The sequence below is a fragment of the Paenibacillus sp. FW104-T2 genome, from assembly GCF_058789975.1.
This window is the reverse complement of sequence record NZ_JBYTCE010000002.1, coordinates 1-17,193: the sequence shown is the minus strand read 5'-3', so window position 1 is coordinate 17,193 and position 17,193 is coordinate 1. Positions and strand designations below refer to the sequence as shown.

Here is a 17,193-nt window from a genome sequence, read left to right as displayed (position 1 = left end):
AGGGATCGAATGTGGACTCTACCAGTTATATATTGGAGTCTGGTGTACGTGGGAGGAGAATTTCGGGAGAACCGCAAGGTGCAGTCATGACAAAATAAGAGGCCCCCCTAATGCTGGAGGAACCTCTTATATTTGTACTTCTTATTTCAGCAACGAAAGTAAATTGTGAACCGTTTGGGCCGTTTCGGCACGTGTAGCACTATCTTGAGGTTTGAATTTCCCACCAGTAGAACCTTTCATTACACCAAGCTCAGCCGCTTTAGCCACAGCTTCTTTTGCCCAAGATGCAATGTTTGCTTCATCCGTATAACCGGCATCAGCTGACTGGGTATCATTTGTTTGGGTTTGGTATTCGTATGCTCTCATCATAAGCACGGCCATTTCTTGACGTGAAATGGTTTGAGTCGGAGCAAATGTATCACTAGATACTCCCTGAACCAAACCTGCTTGATAAGCAGCAGCAACGCTATCCATATACCAGGCATCCTTGCTTACATCACCAAATGGCAATTCATTACCTTTTGCCTCTAAGCCAAGGGTTCTTACGATTAAGGCAGCGAATTCGGCACGAGTTGTTTGACCTTGCGGATCAAACGCAGTCTCTGTTTTACCTGTCAGCACATGTTTCGCTGCAAGAGACTTGATTGCTTCGCTTGCCCAATGCGTTGGTGCCACGTCTTCGAAGGATTTATCGTAGACGAACGGTGCATACGTGCCCAAATCGGACAATTGGGAAGTAACGCTACCCTTCTCTTCGTCTACGATCCCACCTGCGTAATCCCATTGATTCGCAGTTGAATGTTCAGTGTACATTCCAATCAGATCGCTGTTTAGCTTTCTGTCGTAATGGAGTGTCAGCGTAACATCTTCAGGAAGTGAGGACAAAGATAATTTCTCACTGGAAACCTGGAGATACAGTTCAATTTCGTAAGCAGCACCTGCGGTTGTCCACGTCAGACCTTGTTTCGCCGCTGGTAATTTCACATCTTTTTTGTTTATATCCAAGATGATTTTGCCATCAGCTGCACCAGGGCCACCTTTGGTTTGCAATTCTTTCAATACGCCAGAAGGAATGGTGAGCGATAGCACACCTTGCTGAGATATTGTGAGTGAATTCGCACCCAACAAATCCCCGGCATTGATAGGCAGCTCAATCTTCTTACCGACCGTCATCTCCACATTCGCGGTACCGTTTGCCGCAGATTGCAAATCTTTTTCCGTAATGACCTGATTTGGGCTTGATTCTGATTCTGTAGATGGTGCAGGTGCAGGCGTCGTAGAAGATCCGCCGCCACCGCTATTTCCCGAACCGCCCCCATTATTACCAGAACCACCATTGTTCATTTCCTGAATTTTATTGAGGAAGTACCCTAAGTCTTTGTCCCCAATTTGCAAGACAGGCTGCTTGGTAGAATAGTTAGCCGTCATTCCAAAGTTATTCGTAATATAACTCACTTCGGTGTCTCCTACATAACCATCCTGGTCAATATCAGCAGTTTCATCGGAAGTACGATAATATTTTGTTACAAGCTCCATGTCATAGATATCGATGGCTCCATCCCCATTAATATCTCCTGCATACGTATAATCAGACGAATTCAGTTGATTGATACCGTAGTATTCGCCATCAATCGTCTTGCTCAGAACCACTGCCAGCCTGGAAGGTAAATGGCCCGGAACTCGTGTGTAGATGGTCGTCACTTCTCCTGTTGCCGGAATCCCATCGATCAGGAACTCACCATATTTTTGCAAAGTCCCCTCATATTTCTCACCGGAAGCCGTCTCCGCATAAACTTCAATGCCCATTGCCGAATAGTCATTTGCAAAATCCAGATACTCTCCATCGACCATAAAAGCTTCGGGACGTAGATAACCATATGTTCTTGAAGATTTGGAAATCACTTCATAGCTGTCTGTGTTAAACGCGGCTAATGTCAATTTCTCTTCGTTCTCTTTCATGCCAACCGTCGTGTATTTCACTTCAAGAAATGGTACGTCGCTTTTCTTAAAATAGAATTCATCCTTCGGAACATCAAAGACAACATGGAACAAATCAAGATTCCCTGTGATTCCTTCAAAGGATCCCCCTGAGATGGAAGCCTCAAAGCTAATTTCTCTTGGGCTCACTACAGGATCACTGAATTTCACTTCAGCACCTGTGGCATCCAGTAATGCCTGCAGCTCAGGCGTTGGCTCAATCCGGTTAAATTGTTTATAGTCATACATCGACTCCAGGGTAAACGAAATACCGTTTAACTTCTCCACATTGTTCAATTGAATAGTCTGGGTAATCGTATCTCCTTTACGCACTTGTTCTTTGTCATATTTACTAGTCACATAAGGTTTGCCTTCGGAAATAAAGCCATAGCGGTGGTCCTTGACGGGATTGGCCGCTGTACCCACATCCATTCCAAAGAGTCGAAGTTCGTAACCATTGTCATATTCTTCTTTGGTAATACCAAATGATATGTTTCCTTCTTTGGAAACAGGCAAGTCACCGGAATAGAAGGGACTGCCATTCTCGTAGAAAATGACACGGTTGGAAGATTGATCATAATCCGTGATCCCATTATCAACAAAGGTTTGGACTGTTGAATCGATAGCTGTGCCATCATACCAGACGCCCTGTCCACCCTCCCTTTCCGTCAACATACTATCATTGAGCTCGTATACGCCAGGCTCTATACCCAAATCAATCTCTGGGGCTGTATTATCGACAACTACCAATCTTTCGTATGAATACTGCTTGGAGTCCGAATCCTTCCCGATGAATTCAAGTGTGTAGCTGCCCTCAGGCACAAATCGTGCAACGTTGGAAATCTCCCCGTTTTCAATCGGAAATGCATAACCTCTAAACACATTCAGGATCAGATATTCCACTCCCGGAAGCAGGGACTGCGAATTCAAGGTACCTACAAACCCGATTTCTTCGCCGGTTTCGCGATCCTTCAGCAATACATCCACAGAATCAATGGGACTGCCCAAAAGAATGGCACTCAGTGTCATCCGGTTCAGGAACTGATGGAATGGGGTATCGTTTGTAACGGATGGCGGAATCATCTCCACCGAAGTAATCCCCTTTTCGCTAATACGAATGGAGAATGGGATCTGAATATGATCCGCAGCATTTTCCGTATCTAGATATACATATCCTTCATAACGGCCGCTCGGCGTGTCCTGTGGTATATCCACTGAAACAGTCATCTCTTCCGTACTTCCGCCACTTACAGTAATCGATTCTGGAAGATCTACATTTAAATTCATATCGTTTAACAGCTTGATGGAAGTGTTATACGTTTTGGCAAGGTCCCCTTTATTCTCTATTTTAACTGTCCGGCTGTCAGATACGCTTCCCTGGCCGTCTTCTTCCAAGTATGCACTATCAAATACGATCGAACCTGTAATTTCATCAATAAGGATGGATTCGTCATTCGAGAAGTGAATCGTTTTATCCTGAACTTTGGCAAATACGGATGTGTGGACTGCCCGGTAAGGATCTACTCGGCCTGCACCTACTTCATACACGGAATAATTCCCGTTCAGATCGACAGCTGTATTCATTAGAGCAGTCTTCACATCAAAAGGTGTGTATTCTTCATGTTCCTGAAGCATGAGTGCAGCAATACCCGCCATATGCGGTGTTGCCATGGAAGTACCCGAAATTCGTGCATAGGCAATATTATAATTCTCACCCGCATGATCATTCACAAATACAGGATAGGTTGAAAAAACAGCTACACCCGGGGCTACGATATCGGGTTTAATGTCATCATTCACGGACGCTGGACCTCGGGAACTGAAATCCGCCAGTTTATTTCCTTCCGTAACGGTTTGGCCCGCTGCGCCAAAGGTGACCGTCACGCCGTTCAACTCTTTTAGCTTTTCTCCAAGCTCTCTCATCATTTGAAACGTAGGAATATACCCGTTCATTTCACCCAAATAATTGGGGATTGTTCCTTCAACATTATTATAAATGATTGCCGCTGCCGCCCCTGCCTTTCTTGCATTGACGATCTTGGCATCGAGTGCAATATCACCCCGCGCAATTAGGGCCACTTTGCCTTGTACATCAATACCTTCAAAATCAAAAGCATTACCAAGCCCCGCATAAACAAGTTCGTAGGTTTTGCCTTCAAGCGTAGTCAGATCGTCAGTAAAATCTTTACCAAACAGAGGTAACTCCTCAGTATAAGTTGAAGCAGGCGCTTCTTCTCCTACTGCTGGAACTTCTTCTTCTACTACAGGTGTTCCTTCTGCTGCTGGTGGAGTTTCTACTTCCGCTTCAGGTGCATTTTCTTCTGCCGATGTTTCTTCATCTACTGCAGGTGTTTCTTCTACTACAGGTGGAGTTTCTAGTGGTGTCTCTTCTTCTGTTGCGGATGCTTGTACATCTGCTGCAGATGGTTCCTCTGCTGCTGGTGGCGCTTCTTCTGTTGCAGGCATTTCTTCTCCCACTGGCACTTCTTCTTCTACAGTAGGCGCTTCTGGTTCAGCTGTATTTTCGCCCGACTCTCCCGCACCTGGATCACTATACACATCCATAGTCACGGTAGCGGTAGGAAGAGTTAACGGAACATCGGAAGCACCAATCGTAATGGCCAGCGCGCTCGCTCCCGGTGTACCTAACGTACCTTCACTGGGTCCATCATTACCAGCCGCAACCATACTCACCACACCTTGCAGCATCGCATTATTCAGTGCAATGGAGGCCGGATCCAATGGATCATTCGTTGCAGCACCGAGAGAGAGATTAATCACATCCAGTTCATCTTCAATGGCCTTGTCAATCCCGGCAATAATGCCACTCATCTCACCACTTCCACCAGGGCCAAGTACACGGTACACATATAAGTCTACGTCTGGAGCAACACCTTTTACAGCATATCCCACGTCATTTTTGGCCTGCCCTGCGATGGTTCCCGATACGTGTGTACCATGGGAAGTATAATATTCTTCTGCTAAAACACCCTGTTCCTTGTAACCCGAATTTTCCCAATCTTCATATGTCGTCTCCATCGGGTCCGCATCGTTATCGACAAAGTCCCAGCCCTTAACCGTAGCCGGATCCACTTGTTTTGGATCTTCTCCCTCATGAGCGCGATACCCTTTATACGCCCCTGTTAAATCCGGATGATTATAATCAATTCCGGTGTCCAGTACACCCACTTTGATTCCCTTACCAGTGATACCCTCTTCATGAAGTTTGTCGATGCCGAGATATGGCACACTATCAGCCATTCGAGGCTGCATTCCGGGTGCAGATGCAAATTCACTTGATGTGTCTGTCTCTGGCAGATCAAGTGTCACTTCCTGGTCAGCCCATACTTTTTTCACTACCCCTGATTTCATCAAATCTTCTACGGCTACACCAGGGACTGTTAACGCAACGCCATTTAGCGCTGTCTCGTACTCCTGGGTAATCCGGATCGAGGCAGCATCATAGGATAGCCCTCTCTTCTGCTGCAAAGATTTAATGTGCTGCTTGAATTGCTGGTGATTTTGTTTCACTTTGCTCGTAGCCGTAAGCTCAGACATCTTCTCATTGTTTACTGCAGCCCGTTTCAAGGCAACCGCAGCGGGTTCACTTTTGAACTGCACAATCACGTTTACCAAATCGCTACTTTTGGTATTCACCTTGGGATCGATCACTTCACCGTCCATCACTTGAAGCTGGTTCAAAGCTTGTCTTTCTTCTGGCGTCAGTGATTGTAAAATGGACTTAGCGCTCTCACTATGCTGTAGAGGGCCATAGGCCGGCGCTGCGTAAGCTGGCATGGAGAACATGGAAGACAACATGACTCCTGCTGCTAAGACACCGGATAACCATCGGGCTGATTTTCGTTTCATTTTATACCTCCTGCGGTTTGCAATAGATTAGGATTATCGTATTCCGCAGCGTATGGAATGTAAATTGGGGTAATTGAGTATGTTAATAGATTGAATCGATCTGATATTCTTCTAAAAAATTTACATAAAAATAGACCGAATTATCTAATTTAGAGACTTTGCTTTACAAAACCAGGCTGACACCTTTATATTTGCAACTTCTTTTAACAAACAAGTATCTCTAGACCTAAAAACACTTTCGAAAATGAAGAGTATTTTGAATACAAATTTACTTTTTATGCTATTTTTTGTGGGATTCACTCCAAAATTTCTAAATAAAAACGTACAAAATCTCACATCAATATTCCGAGCAGAACGAGATATGTGAGCTTATTTGACTTCTTATACTCCAATTCTTCCAATTGTCATTTTAATATGTAAAACAAATAAGCCAGACCTCCCTTCAGTGGAAGCCTAGCTTAACTTGGGTTCTTACATTTTATTCTCTACGTTAAAGACTGAGCTGCAATAAAGCTTAAATTAAGCCGTCTCATGCTTTTTGCCCGTTTCCAGATCATAGACTTGAGTATGTTCATCCTCTGCGAGTGTCCATTCCAACGTACCTGGTTTGCGCAATTTCCACATCAGAGCCTGCACCCGCAAAGATCTTCTGACCCAGGCGAGCGAGGCACAGCGTTTCTCGGAGCGGACCGTCAGGCCCCAGTGAATGACACGTGCCAGCCAAGGATTCACATAGGTGTTGTGGCTGCGGACAGATGGTAGTTCATCCTGAAACAACCGCTGCTTCACGTCCAATGGAGGCTGCCCGCATGTCCAGTAATGCAGTAAAGCTGACAGACTATAGATATCTGACATCGGCCCCTGGATGGATTTCTCCGAATAAAATTCAAGCGGCGAATATCCGGAGGATGTGAAAATGGCCTGTTTATCTCCAGATTGCATCGGCCAACGGGCAGCCGAACCGAAATCCAGCAGCATCGGCGTCCCGTCCTCCATAATCATAATGTTGGATGGTTTCACATCCCTATGAAGAATGCCTTGCTTATGAATGTAGTCCAATGTATCAACCAGGGGAAGCAGGGTACCTTGAATAAATGTAGGGTCCAGTGCATGATCGTTTTCATGCAAAAACTCGTTCAACGTAACCCCGCTGCAGTATTCCGTAATCAGATACCCTGTGCCATTTTCTTCGAAATGATCTATGTATGGAATAATATGAGGATGACTCAGACCCGACAACAATTCTCCTTCTACCATGAAAGAAGCAAGCAGCTCCTGATACTGCCCGCCGAATCCACGCGAAGAACAGTACACTCCCCGCTTGTCCGAATGCCGCGAAGCCAGCCTCTGCGGGAAAAATTCCTTAATGGCGATCTTCGCCCCTGTATTTTTGTCTCTTCCAGCATATACAATAGCCAGCTCGCTGCTGGCGAGTACCTGTCTTACCTGATATGTATCATTTAGAATGACATTGCGCTGCAGTGCCATTTTGTAATTGTCTTTTCTCATAACAGACCCTCTTTTCAACCTTGTCGATCGGAAGACTTGCCGCATGTTGCATTACTCTGTCCCAATCAGCAGACGTTTCATCGCCAACCATCTATATAAACCAATCATAGCAATTTGAAACACACTTATGTGGAAATAATAAAATAAATTACGATACCCTACTCCATACTAGTCTATACCTGATAGAATTTCAAAATCTTAGTTAAATCTTAAACTACTTATCTCATCATGTTATCGACAAATAGGGCGGATTCGTTTAATGGACTTGAAACCTTTGATCCGCCCGTGCCTGTGCTATATTAATAGTTTTGTTGTAAAAACTGGCGAATCTCCTCGTTCATCTGAATGAGCACATCCTGTGAAGGAAAATGCCCCGTGTCGTACTTGACGGCTTGTACATTCGGGATAATTTTCTGAGCTCGTTCAATAACTTTGTCCCCAGGGAAAAAGACATCCTTCTCTCCGACCAGCAGCAGCGTTGGCGACGTATAGTTCACCAGCTCTTCCCGTTCCGTAAGCTTAGGGTTATCCTGCTCCATGCTGACGTATTTGAAGATTTTGCCCATGATATTTTTATCCATTTCCTTCATGCAGTTGCATGACATGGTGCCTGTAATTTTTTGCAAAGAAGATGGCGAAGAAGTCATCCGGTATTTCACAAGTGGAAGAACAATGTCCTGAGCTGTTTTAAATTTCGAACCCACAGCCAGTCCTGCAGGCGATACCAAAACGGAACATGCAATACGTTCCGGAATATAGGTAGCCAGTCTAAGAATAATTCCACCACCAAAAGAAGGCCCGATAAACGCACTTTTTTCAATCTTGTAGTGGTCCAGCAAGTCGGAAACCCACAAGGCCAAACTGTCAAACCTCGCCGAGATTCGTGTCTCTTCACTGTAACCGGGGTGACCGATCGTATCGGGAGCAATAATTCGGTAATCCTTGAATAAGGAAGAAAACCAGGACAACGTCATCGGATTCACACAGTTTCCGCCTTGGAGAATGAACAGCGGTTTCCCGTTCTCCGGCCCTGTCAGCAAAACATGGGTTTGTCCAAAACGTGTCTCCACATATTCTCGCTCAACGCCCTCGCCCAGATTTTCCAGATAGGCTTCATAATCCTCCAGAATACTGTTCTTGCCTTCTTCACTTCTATAAATGGAACTCATGTCTGCCTCCTGCAATGTGTACTCTACCCTCTAATTTGACGAAAAAGGGATGGACCAAAAAGATAAAGAGGGCCTGCAGATGACAGGCTCCTCCATATGTGTAACTTATCATATTCAGATGATTATAGAATGGAAACTGGAAATTGTAAATATCGTTTCTAATAGACTACATATAATGGAACATACGTACAGGATCTTTGCTTATTTTCGCCCGTAATCCGCCTTGATTTCGCCCCACTGTTTCGTCTGCCATTTCAACACTTTATTGCTGTACGTATTCGTACGCAGCCATTGCTCCGCACGGTCTATCATGAGCCAGATCTCCTCCGTTGAGTTATCCCGAGGCAGCGTAGTGGATACTTTCTTTTGCTTCAGCCACTTCATAGCATTCACCGAGTCGGTATACACGGTCTTGTTACTTCCTTCTTTTTTGAGATGCGCCAAGGCATGCACGATAGCCAAAAACTCACCCAGGTTGTTCGTTCCCTTGGAAATCGGTCCTACGGAGAAAATAATCTCTCCCGTGCGCGTATCCACACCTTTATATTCTACAGGTCCCGGATTTCCGCGTGTGCCCACGTCAACCGAAATACTGTCATAGTCCACTTCCTCCGATGTCTCCATCCCAGCGCTTCTGCCGCTGCTGACCGATTTGCTTTTGGAAGAACCACCTGCTCCACTCGAGCCTGTCCCCCAGTTCCCTTTCCACCCGGCACGATATGCCTCTTCGGCTGCTGATCTGGATTCGTATGATTTATATTTTGCTCCGGTAAAATGATCCGTCTGTGCTTTGCATTCCGCCCACGTGTTATACACACCTGGTTTCTTGCCTTCCCAGACGACATAGTATTTCTGTTTTGCCATCGTTACCCGCTCCTTCGTTTGCTGCAATCAATACCCTATTGTAAACGAAAGGAAGGGGTGAATGAAAGCACTCGATAGACATTCGTTCAGTTCACCGTCACCCTTATTTCCAACTCCGCACCATGTCCAAGGCTACGACCAGAAGCTTTCTTTCATTATGTCTGATTTGTTGCTCAATGACTTGCTCACATGTAAGTATTTGCTCGTCGGATAGCTTATCCTTTAGCTGCTCCAACAGCATAAATGATTGTGCACACACTTCCAGACTGGTATCACCAATAAACGGAATGATGTGCTCTATATGTAATATGTAATCCAAACGTTCAAGAGCGTATAAGAATGTTCCCCTGCTTCCTGATGTTCTGGGGTCCATGATCGCTTGAATCAAAGGCTCGACGGCTCTATCATCTGGTATCGCCTCTTCGGAATCTTCTTGGGAAAGAAGTTCCTGTATTATCTTCGTATGCATCGTACGCTGTATCACTCCTCGTTTGTTAGCAGAAAGGAACCTCCTTAATAACATCGGTCGTTTTCCACATTTGGAACGTAGTATAATGGTCCTTTTGTTTTTGGGACTATTTTCCCCACCGTCAGCGAATCACCAATTAACTGTATAATTCATCGATTCTCACTGCTCCACAAAAAAGACCGTTCCTGCCAGCAACACAACATTGCTCTTGCAGAATACGGTCTGTTATTCTCGGCTCATCTGTGGATCTACTCGAGTTTTATTTTTTTTGCATTAACGTGTACTTAGATAGGCTATACCCAATCCACCCGTAACCGGGTTTTCGTAAATTTCGCAGTCTACCTCAAACACTTCCCCAATCATCTCACGTGTCAAAATATCTGCAGGCTTACCGTGAACCACGATCTGTCCCCGCTTCACCACATACAGGTAATCACAATATTCTGCTGCCAGTTCGAGATCATGGAGTGCTGCCAGTATGCCAATGTCCAACCTACGGACAATATTGAGAATTTGGAGTTGGTATTTGATGTCCAGATGATTGGTCGGCTCGTCCAAAATGAGAAATTCAGGCTGCTGTGCCAGTACACGGGCTAGGATGACACGCTGCTTCTCTCCACCGGACAAAGATACATAATTGCGATCCGCATGTCCGGACAGATGTACCTTTTCAAGCGCCTGCTCCACAATCCGGGCATCCTGCTGATTATCGGTTTCCAGCAGCTTTTTGTGTGGTGTCCGGCCCATCATGACCATCTCGCGCACCGTAAAATCAAAGCTCAGTTCGTTGAACTGTCCCACAACACCCATATGCCGGGATACGATCTTCGGACTGCATTTCAGAATGTCCTTATCGCCGAGTAATACGCTTCCCTGCTGTGGCTTGATCACTTTGTAGATGCTCTTGAGCAGCGTTGACTTGCCGCAACCGTTCGGTCCAATGATTCCAACAAATTGCTTGTCGTTTACCTGTAACGAAATGTTTCGGATGATGTCCGTATTCAGCACTGATATGGATACATTTTCTACGTTCAGTTTCATGGTTTATTTTCCTCCAAAACCGTAGCCTTTTTTGACCAGCATATACATAAACATCGGTGCACCAATCATGGCCGTAATAATTCCAATCGGCAGTTCAACGCTGGATATTAGAGATCTTGCGATAACATCCGTCCAAATGAGGAAAATGGCCCCGAATAATACCGACACGGGCATGACTTTGCGATGGTCTGAGCCAACCATACCTCTTACGATATGTGGAATAATGAGTCCCACAAAACCGATCATTCCGCAGCTCGATACCATAACCCCCGTTACAAGTGCCGTTAAAAGCATATACAATCTGCGATATACACTAAGATTAATGCCCAGCGTCACAGCCGCTTCATCCCCGAGCAGCATCGTATTAAGCACACGGGATTGCAGCAGGAAGAACAGAATCGCTACCAGAACGACAATACTGATCAGTGGGAGCTTGTTCCAGCCCGAAGCCGCGAGGCTGCCCATCGTCCAGAATGTGACGGTTCGAATGCCTTCAGCATTGTTTGCAAAGTAAATGATAAAGTTCGAGAACGCACTGCATAGTGCGTTAATGACCATCCCGGCAAGTACCAGCTTGACGGATGTCATTTTGCCACGGATCCCTGCAAGTGTAAGGACCAGCAAGGATGCGCCCATGGCACCGGCGAAGGCCCAAAAGGCTACACCCGTTTGTCCCAACCAGCTAATGGAACCGAATCCGATCAAAATCGCAAACGTTGCTCCGAGTGAAGCTCCTGAGGATATACCTAATATGTAAGGATCAGCGAGTGGATTCTGCACAGCAGCCTGCATGACGGCACCACAGAGCGCCAGACCTGCCCCGATAAACATGGCCATTAATACACGCGGAAAACGAATTTGCCAGATGATATCGGTAAAGGAACCCGATTCAATCGGCGCAGCTCCAAGCTGAAAGCCCGTTATTTTGTAGAGCAGAATCCGATAGGACTCGGCCAGCGGAATATGCACCTGACCTATGGATACCGCTATCCCCACCGATACAAGCATGAATACCACAAGTGCTGCAAGAAGTAATGCGAAACCGGTTTTGCTGTGAATCAAAGACTTGGGTTTACCCACGTGCTGCGTCTGCATCTGAACTGTTTGTGCCATTTCTTCCCCCATCACTTCCACGAAAATGTAAGATCTCAAAATTTAGCTATGTACAACGCTTTTGATCGGATTATAATTGAGAATGATTATCTTTGTCAATTTTAAAACATAACTCCCCTCTTGACAATGGTTTGATATAAAACTATATTGAGATTATGAAAACAAGAGATGCCATATCACTCATATCCAAAATTAAAGAGAGTTCCAACCGTTTTATCGTATCCGAGATGACCAAGCACGGGGTTCAGGATATTGCCACTTCACACGGCGACATTATCTATGCTCTGTACCACCGGCCTCAAATGACCATGGCGGAGATCGCCAAAAAAATTGGCAAGGACAAATCTACCGTCACAGCACTTGTCGACAAGCTGGTTCGCATGGGATACGTCATCAAGGAGAGAAGTGACGAAGATACGCGCGTTGTTCATGTAGCACTGACATCTAAAGGCCAGGATCTCAAGCCCGTCTTTGAACAGATCTCTCAGAACCTGCTGAATGTCTTTTACGCGGATATCACAGAAACAGAGAAAGAGGAACTGCTTCGAATTTTGATGAAAATTCATAGCAACTTCTAAATTTTTTTGGATAAATAGTTTGATATAAAACTATAAGTCTCAAGGAGGAATTATGCATGAAAGACTACACCAAATCGCTGCCTGACCATACCGTACAATACATTGGGGAACAGGATTTGTATCTGGAGATCTTTGAGGGAGATGAAATTCAAGGGAGAAGTAATCACAGACCCCCTCTCCTATTCGTTCACGGTGCCTATACAGGCAGCTGGATGTGGAGCAAATACATCCCTCATTTCGTTGAAAAAGGTTGGACTTGCTATGTGATGAATCTGAGAAGTCACTACAAGAGCAGGGTGCAGGACATGACCCGGGTGACCTTCGAGGATTACCTCGAGGATATTCAGGAAATCCTCACCGAGTGCGGGGAGCCGCCTATCCTCATCGGATTCAGCATGGGTGGCATTCTTAGTCAAAAGCTTGCAGAAACCTCTCCCCTGCGAGGGTTGGTCGTAATCGATTCCAGTCTGAGCCAGGAGGTTCTTCGTTCCGTGCCTTATGCTGAAGTGGATCGCATAACGCCTGGCCTCGTCGTTCCTGCACCCGTTCATCATGAGCTGACCAGCATAGATGAATCGGCAGAGGATATTGCTTTTCAGCGCAAATATTTGGCCATGGAATCATCGCAGGCCTTCAGCACATTCTCCGCGTTCTTTGGTGGTGAGGACGTGGTATCCATTAACGGTGAGTCCATTACATGTCCTAGTCTCGTAATCAAAGCCGTGTCCAATGAGGAAGAGGAGCAGCGAGGCAGATTAACCGCAGAGCAGCTTCGTGCGGAATATGCCGGACTATGGCACACGACACATACCGGTTTGCTCGTAGGTCAGAGGTATATTGAAGCAGTCGAGATTATCCTGGAGTGGCTTCAGCGGAGAAAGAGTGATTTCTCCAGTTAACATTGGCGAAATATCGTTCGCCGCATTAGTGATTATGTATATGTTTTGGATAATAAACACAAAAGTTTCTCTTTTACATCTGCCCATTCACTGTCTATGATGCTGTAAAAAATATTATCATGAACCGAACCGTCCGCCTTTATTCTGTGCTTACGGAATATGCCTTCTCTCTTGGCTCCGATTCGTTCAATGGCTCGTTGCGATCGGACATTTTGTCCGCTTACGGAGAACTGCACCCGCATTAAATTCAGTTCTTCAAAGCAATATTGCAGCAAAAGATATTTACACTCTGTATTTACTCCCGTCCGCCAATAGTCAGGTGCAAGCCAGGTCCATCCTATCTCAGCATTTCGGTTCCCCATGTCAAGATCACCTATTCGGGTAGTTCCGATGATGTCTCCTGTCGCTTGATCCACAATAGTGAAGGGAAGCTGTGATCCCTTCTCTTTATTGTCCAGTGCAAACGTCAGTACTTGATCAAGTTCTTCAGGTGTATGGATTGTTCGCCAAGTGAATTCCCACACTTCTGGAGTGAATAAGACACGAATTAATTCCGCCTTGTGGCTGTTTTCCATAGGTAGAAGAGTTACCCTTTTCCCTTCAAGAACAACATCTTTTTCTTGCATGATCACTGTCCACCTCCATCTGGTTTATATAAAACATATTACAAATTAATGAGCCATCGGTACAGACTCCTTTTGGTGCAAAACGTTTTTTACTGGGCAGCCGAAGGTGCTTCTGCATCCGCTTCAATTTCAAAATATGGTTAATAACTTCATTCAGATGAGAAATGGTCACTTTAAAAACGTAAAAAACCGCCCATCAAGGATGGACGGTTTTCGTTTTTACTTCTTTCAGAGTACACGGTATCTCCTCCGCATTGAGACCGTTAGCGCTTTAACCTTGCGTTGTGGTTGCTCTTCTTTTTTGGAACAGATAGATCACTGCCATGAGAATAAACCACACCGGCGTAACAAACAGCGCCACACGCGTATCCTCTGCCAATGCCAGAACAACCAGCACAAACGCGAGGAAAGCCAAAATCAAGTAGTTGGAAAATGGATAAAGCGGCAGCTTGAAGTGACTCCGACTAGCGATCCCCGGCTGGGTCCGGCGGTATTTCAGGTGACAGATCACCATAATGCCCCAGACAAAGATAAAGCAAACGGTCGAAACACTGGTGATCAGTGTAAACACGCCCTCTGGCATGACATAATTCAGAATAATGGCAACCAGAATAACCAGCGTGGAGAAAAAGAGTGCATTGGAAGGCACCTTTCGGCCATTCAGACGGGCAAGCGACTCCGGCGCATTCCGATCCTTGGCCATGGAGAAGACCATACGGCTTGTACTGAAAATGGCACTGTTGCATGCCGAAGCTGCAGATGTCAGCACCACGAAATTCACGATCCCGGCGGCAGTCGCAATACCTACAGCTGCAAACACCTGTACAAAGGGACTTTCACTCGGCACAATCGCTTTCCACGGATAGATGCTCATAATAATCAGCAATGCACCCACATAGAAAAGCAGCACACGGATCGGAATTTGGTTAATGGCTTTCGGAATAACCTTCTCCGGATTCTCCGTCTCCCCTGCGGTCAGTCCGACCAGCTCCATGCCGACAAAAGCGAACACCACCATCTGGAACGAAATAATGAAGCCATGCATGCCATTCGGGAACCATCCCCCATGACTCCACAGATTGGTGAAGCTAGCCGTCCCCTGATCAGTGGTAAAACCTTTAAATATCATATATAGACCTACAACAATAAGGGCCAGAATGGCAATGACTTTGATTAAAGCAAACCAAAATTCCATCTCGCCAAACAGCTTCACTGTTGCCAGATTCATGATTAACAAAATGACTAATGCAATTAAACCAGGCATCCATTGCGGTACATTCGGAAACCAGAACTGCGTATACATGCCGACAGCCGTAATATCCGCCATAGCGATGGAAATCCAGCAGAACCAGTAGGTCCAGCCTGTAATAAACGCCGCCATATTTCCCATGTAATCACGCACAAAATCCACAAAGGAGTGATACTGCAGGTTGCTTAACAACAGTTCGCCCAATGCACGCATGATCAAAAATAAAATCACACCTGTGATGATATACGCCAGCAGGATCGACGGTCCTGTCAGTTGAATCGTCTTGCCCGCTCCCAGAAAGAGGCCTGTCCCAATCGCACCTCCAATCGCCATAAGCTGGACATGCCTGTTCTTTAATCCCCGTGTTAATGTTTCTTGCTGCATGGTAAACCACCACTCTCTTTCTGCACATGCTCTCTAGGTTGCTGAAACTTGTATACAACACATCATATAATAATCTGACCAGAATACATATCCTTCATTTATGATTTTTTTCACGCCAAAGAGGCCACCTCTTCTAACAAGGCGCCCTCTAGTTTGGGTCATCGTTATTTTTGCTTATAGAACTCATGATACAGCTTCATTAACGCCCGTTTCTCGATCCGTGAGACATACGAACGGGAGATGCCGAGTTCCTTGGCAATTTCGCGCTGGGTCCGTTCTTCCCCGCCAGCCTCTAGGCCGAATCGGCCAATGACGACTTCCTTTTCCCGGTCATCGAGAATGTCGAGATTACGGTAAATTTTACTTTTTTCAATCTTAAGCTGCACCTTGTCTACGACATCATCTGCTTCGGTTCCAAGGATATCAATTAACGTAATTTCGTTGCCCTCTTTGTCCGTTCCAATGGGATCATGAAGGGAAACGTCTTTGCGTGTTTTCTTCAGGGACCGCAGGTGCATCAGGATTTCATTCTCTATACAGCGGGCCGCAAATGTGGCGAGTTTGGTTCCTTTGCCTTGCTGAAAGCTTTCGATGGCCTTGATCAAGCCGATGGTTCCGATCGAGATCAGATCTTCCAGATCTTCACCCGTATTGTCGAACTTCTTGACGATATGCGCAACAAGGCGCAGATTGTGTTCAATGAGCAAGTTGCGGGAGTGGGCGTTGCCTTCAGCCATGAGGCGCAGGTGCTTGGCTTCTTCGTCCTCAGCCAGCGGCTGGGGAAACGCATTATTTTTGACATACGAGACGAGCAGCGTTAACTCCTTGATGAACAGGGCAATTGCGGTAAACAATCCGGGCACAGATGACACCTCCTGCAGTTTTACAACGATCTGGCCTGAGCACGTGAAGGAACAGGGTCGATCTATTGTATGTAGGCGGGGGCCCAGAAGTGCACGTACACTTCAAAAAGGGAACGTTTCCTTGATAATTTAATGGATCTTTATGATGGAGAACGCTGCTGATTTATGTTGCCTGTGTCAAGTCGATCCTTTCGCATGAGTATTACGTACTCACTTCAACAATGGAGCCAACCTTCTGCAGGAGTAGAAATTCTTTTTGGACACTCTCAATGAAATACGTTTTCTCTCCCAATATCACAACATCATTCTCAGTTAATAGAACATCGCTTTTGAAATAGATAAAGTTATCTGCGCCTCTGAATGCGCCTTTATAGTAGTACAAACGGTCACCTTCTCTTGGAAAAAATGATATTAATGATTATTAAGCTTCTGGATCTAACTCTAATCGGTTCTCCGCCAATGACCCAAAATCCACCTCTTCAAGAGACACCTCGCAGGATGAAATATGTTTAATAAAGGGAGTTATACGATTTTTCGACATTAAAACTAAACTTTCGACAAATTATGACGATAATATCTATG

13 protein-coding genes are annotated in these 17,193 nt (G+C 45.5%); 2 read left to right on the top strand and 11 right to left on the bottom strand.

Features of this window, described 5'->3' with window-relative positions:
- Positions 1 to 141 precede the first annotated feature (141 nt).
- The 7 genes from AC3WQ3_RS02825 to AC3WQ3_RS02795 all read right to left on the bottom strand — a co-directional run bounded on the left by AC3WQ3_RS02825 (position 142) and on the right by AC3WQ3_RS02795 (position 12,012).
- Entirely contained in the window at positions 142 to 5,847 is a 5,706-nt protein-coding gene (locus AC3WQ3_RS02825) for a S8 family serine peptidase (RefSeq protein ID WP_492471420.1), read from the bottom strand.
- 519 nt (positions 5,848 to 6,366) lie between these two features.
- The gene (locus AC3WQ3_RS02820; protein WP_492471419.1) at positions 6,367 to 7,356 is read right to left on the bottom strand and encodes a serine/threonine protein kinase; all 990 of its coding nucleotides are present in this window, start codon (positions 7,354 to 7,356) and stop codon (positions 6,367 to 6,369) included.
- A 299-nt stretch (positions 7,357 to 7,655) separates the two neighbouring features.
- Positions 7,656 to 8,525 carry an alpha/beta fold hydrolase gene (locus tag AC3WQ3_RS02815; protein WP_127537680.1) on the bottom strand — a complete coding sequence of 290 codons (870 nt, stop codon included), beginning with the start codon at positions 8,523 to 8,525 and terminating at the stop codon, positions 7,656 to 7,658.
- A gap of 201 nt (positions 8,526 to 8,726) precedes the next feature.
- A complete protein-coding gene (rnhA, locus tag AC3WQ3_RS02810; RefSeq protein WP_492471418.1) occupies positions 8,727 to 9,389 on the bottom strand; it encodes a ribonuclease H in 663 nt (220 codons plus the stop codon).
- A 103-nt stretch (positions 9,390 to 9,492) separates the two neighbouring features.
- Positions 9,493 to 9,858 carry a hypothetical protein gene (locus tag AC3WQ3_RS02805; RefSeq protein WP_154896943.1) on the bottom strand — a complete coding sequence of 122 codons (366 nt, stop codon included), beginning with the start codon at positions 9,856 to 9,858 and terminating at the stop codon, positions 9,493 to 9,495.
- Between the two features lie 273 nt (positions 9,859 to 10,131).
- The gene (locus AC3WQ3_RS02800; RefSeq protein WP_492471417.1) at positions 10,132 to 10,899 is read right to left on the bottom strand and encodes an ABC transporter ATP-binding protein; all 768 of its coding nucleotides are present in this window, start codon (positions 10,897 to 10,899) and stop codon (positions 10,132 to 10,134) included.
- Between the two features lie 3 nt (positions 10,900 to 10,902).
- Positions 10,903 to 12,012: a FecCD family ABC transporter permease gene (locus tag AC3WQ3_RS02795; RefSeq protein WP_154896944.1), complete on the bottom strand. Its 1,110-nt coding sequence runs from the start codon at positions 12,010 to 12,012 to the stop codon at positions 10,903 to 10,905.
- A 155-nt stretch (positions 12,013 to 12,167) separates the two neighbouring features.
- Between AC3WQ3_RS02795 and AC3WQ3_RS02790 the strand changes: the two genes are divergently transcribed.
- Together AC3WQ3_RS02790 and AC3WQ3_RS02785 are read left to right on the top strand one after the other, a co-directional pair.
- Positions 12,168 to 12,590: a MarR family transcriptional regulator gene (locus tag AC3WQ3_RS02790; protein WP_154896945.1), complete on the top strand. Its 423-nt coding sequence runs from the start codon at positions 12,168 to 12,170 to the stop codon at positions 12,588 to 12,590.
- Positions 12,591 to 12,646: 56 nt separating this feature from the next.
- The gene (locus AC3WQ3_RS02785; RefSeq protein ID WP_492471416.1) at positions 12,647 to 13,489 is read left to right on the top strand and encodes an alpha/beta hydrolase; all 843 of its coding nucleotides are present in this window, start codon (positions 12,647 to 12,649) and stop codon (positions 13,487 to 13,489) included.
- Positions 13,490 to 13,521: 32 nt separating this feature from the next.
- On the opposite strand, the gene AC3WQ3_RS02780 is transcribed toward AC3WQ3_RS02785, so the two are convergent.
- The 4 genes from AC3WQ3_RS02780 to AC3WQ3_RS02765 form a co-directional block, all read right to left on the bottom strand.
- Entirely contained in the window at positions 13,522 to 14,115 is a 594-nt protein-coding gene (locus AC3WQ3_RS02780) for a GNAT family N-acetyltransferase (protein WP_492471415.1), read from the bottom strand.
- Between the two features lie 271 nt (positions 14,116 to 14,386).
- Positions 14,387 to 15,748, bottom strand: a complete 1,362-nt coding sequence (locus tag AC3WQ3_RS02775; RefSeq protein WP_492471414.1) for an amino acid permease — start codon at positions 15,746 to 15,748, stop codon at positions 14,387 to 14,389.
- Between the two features lie 164 nt (positions 15,749 to 15,912).
- Positions 15,913 to 16,611 carry an RNA polymerase sporulation sigma factor SigK gene (gene sigK / locus AC3WQ3_RS02770; protein ID WP_095289757.1) on the bottom strand — a complete coding sequence of 233 codons (699 nt, stop codon included), beginning with the start codon at positions 16,609 to 16,611 and terminating at the stop codon, positions 15,913 to 15,915.
- Between the two features lie 202 nt (positions 16,612 to 16,813).
- Complete coding sequence (locus AC3WQ3_RS02765) at positions 16,814 to 16,993, bottom strand: hypothetical protein (RefSeq protein ID WP_492471413.1); 180 nt, start codon at positions 16,991 to 16,993, stop codon at positions 16,814 to 16,816.
- Positions 16,994 to 17,193 lie beyond the last annotated feature (200 nt).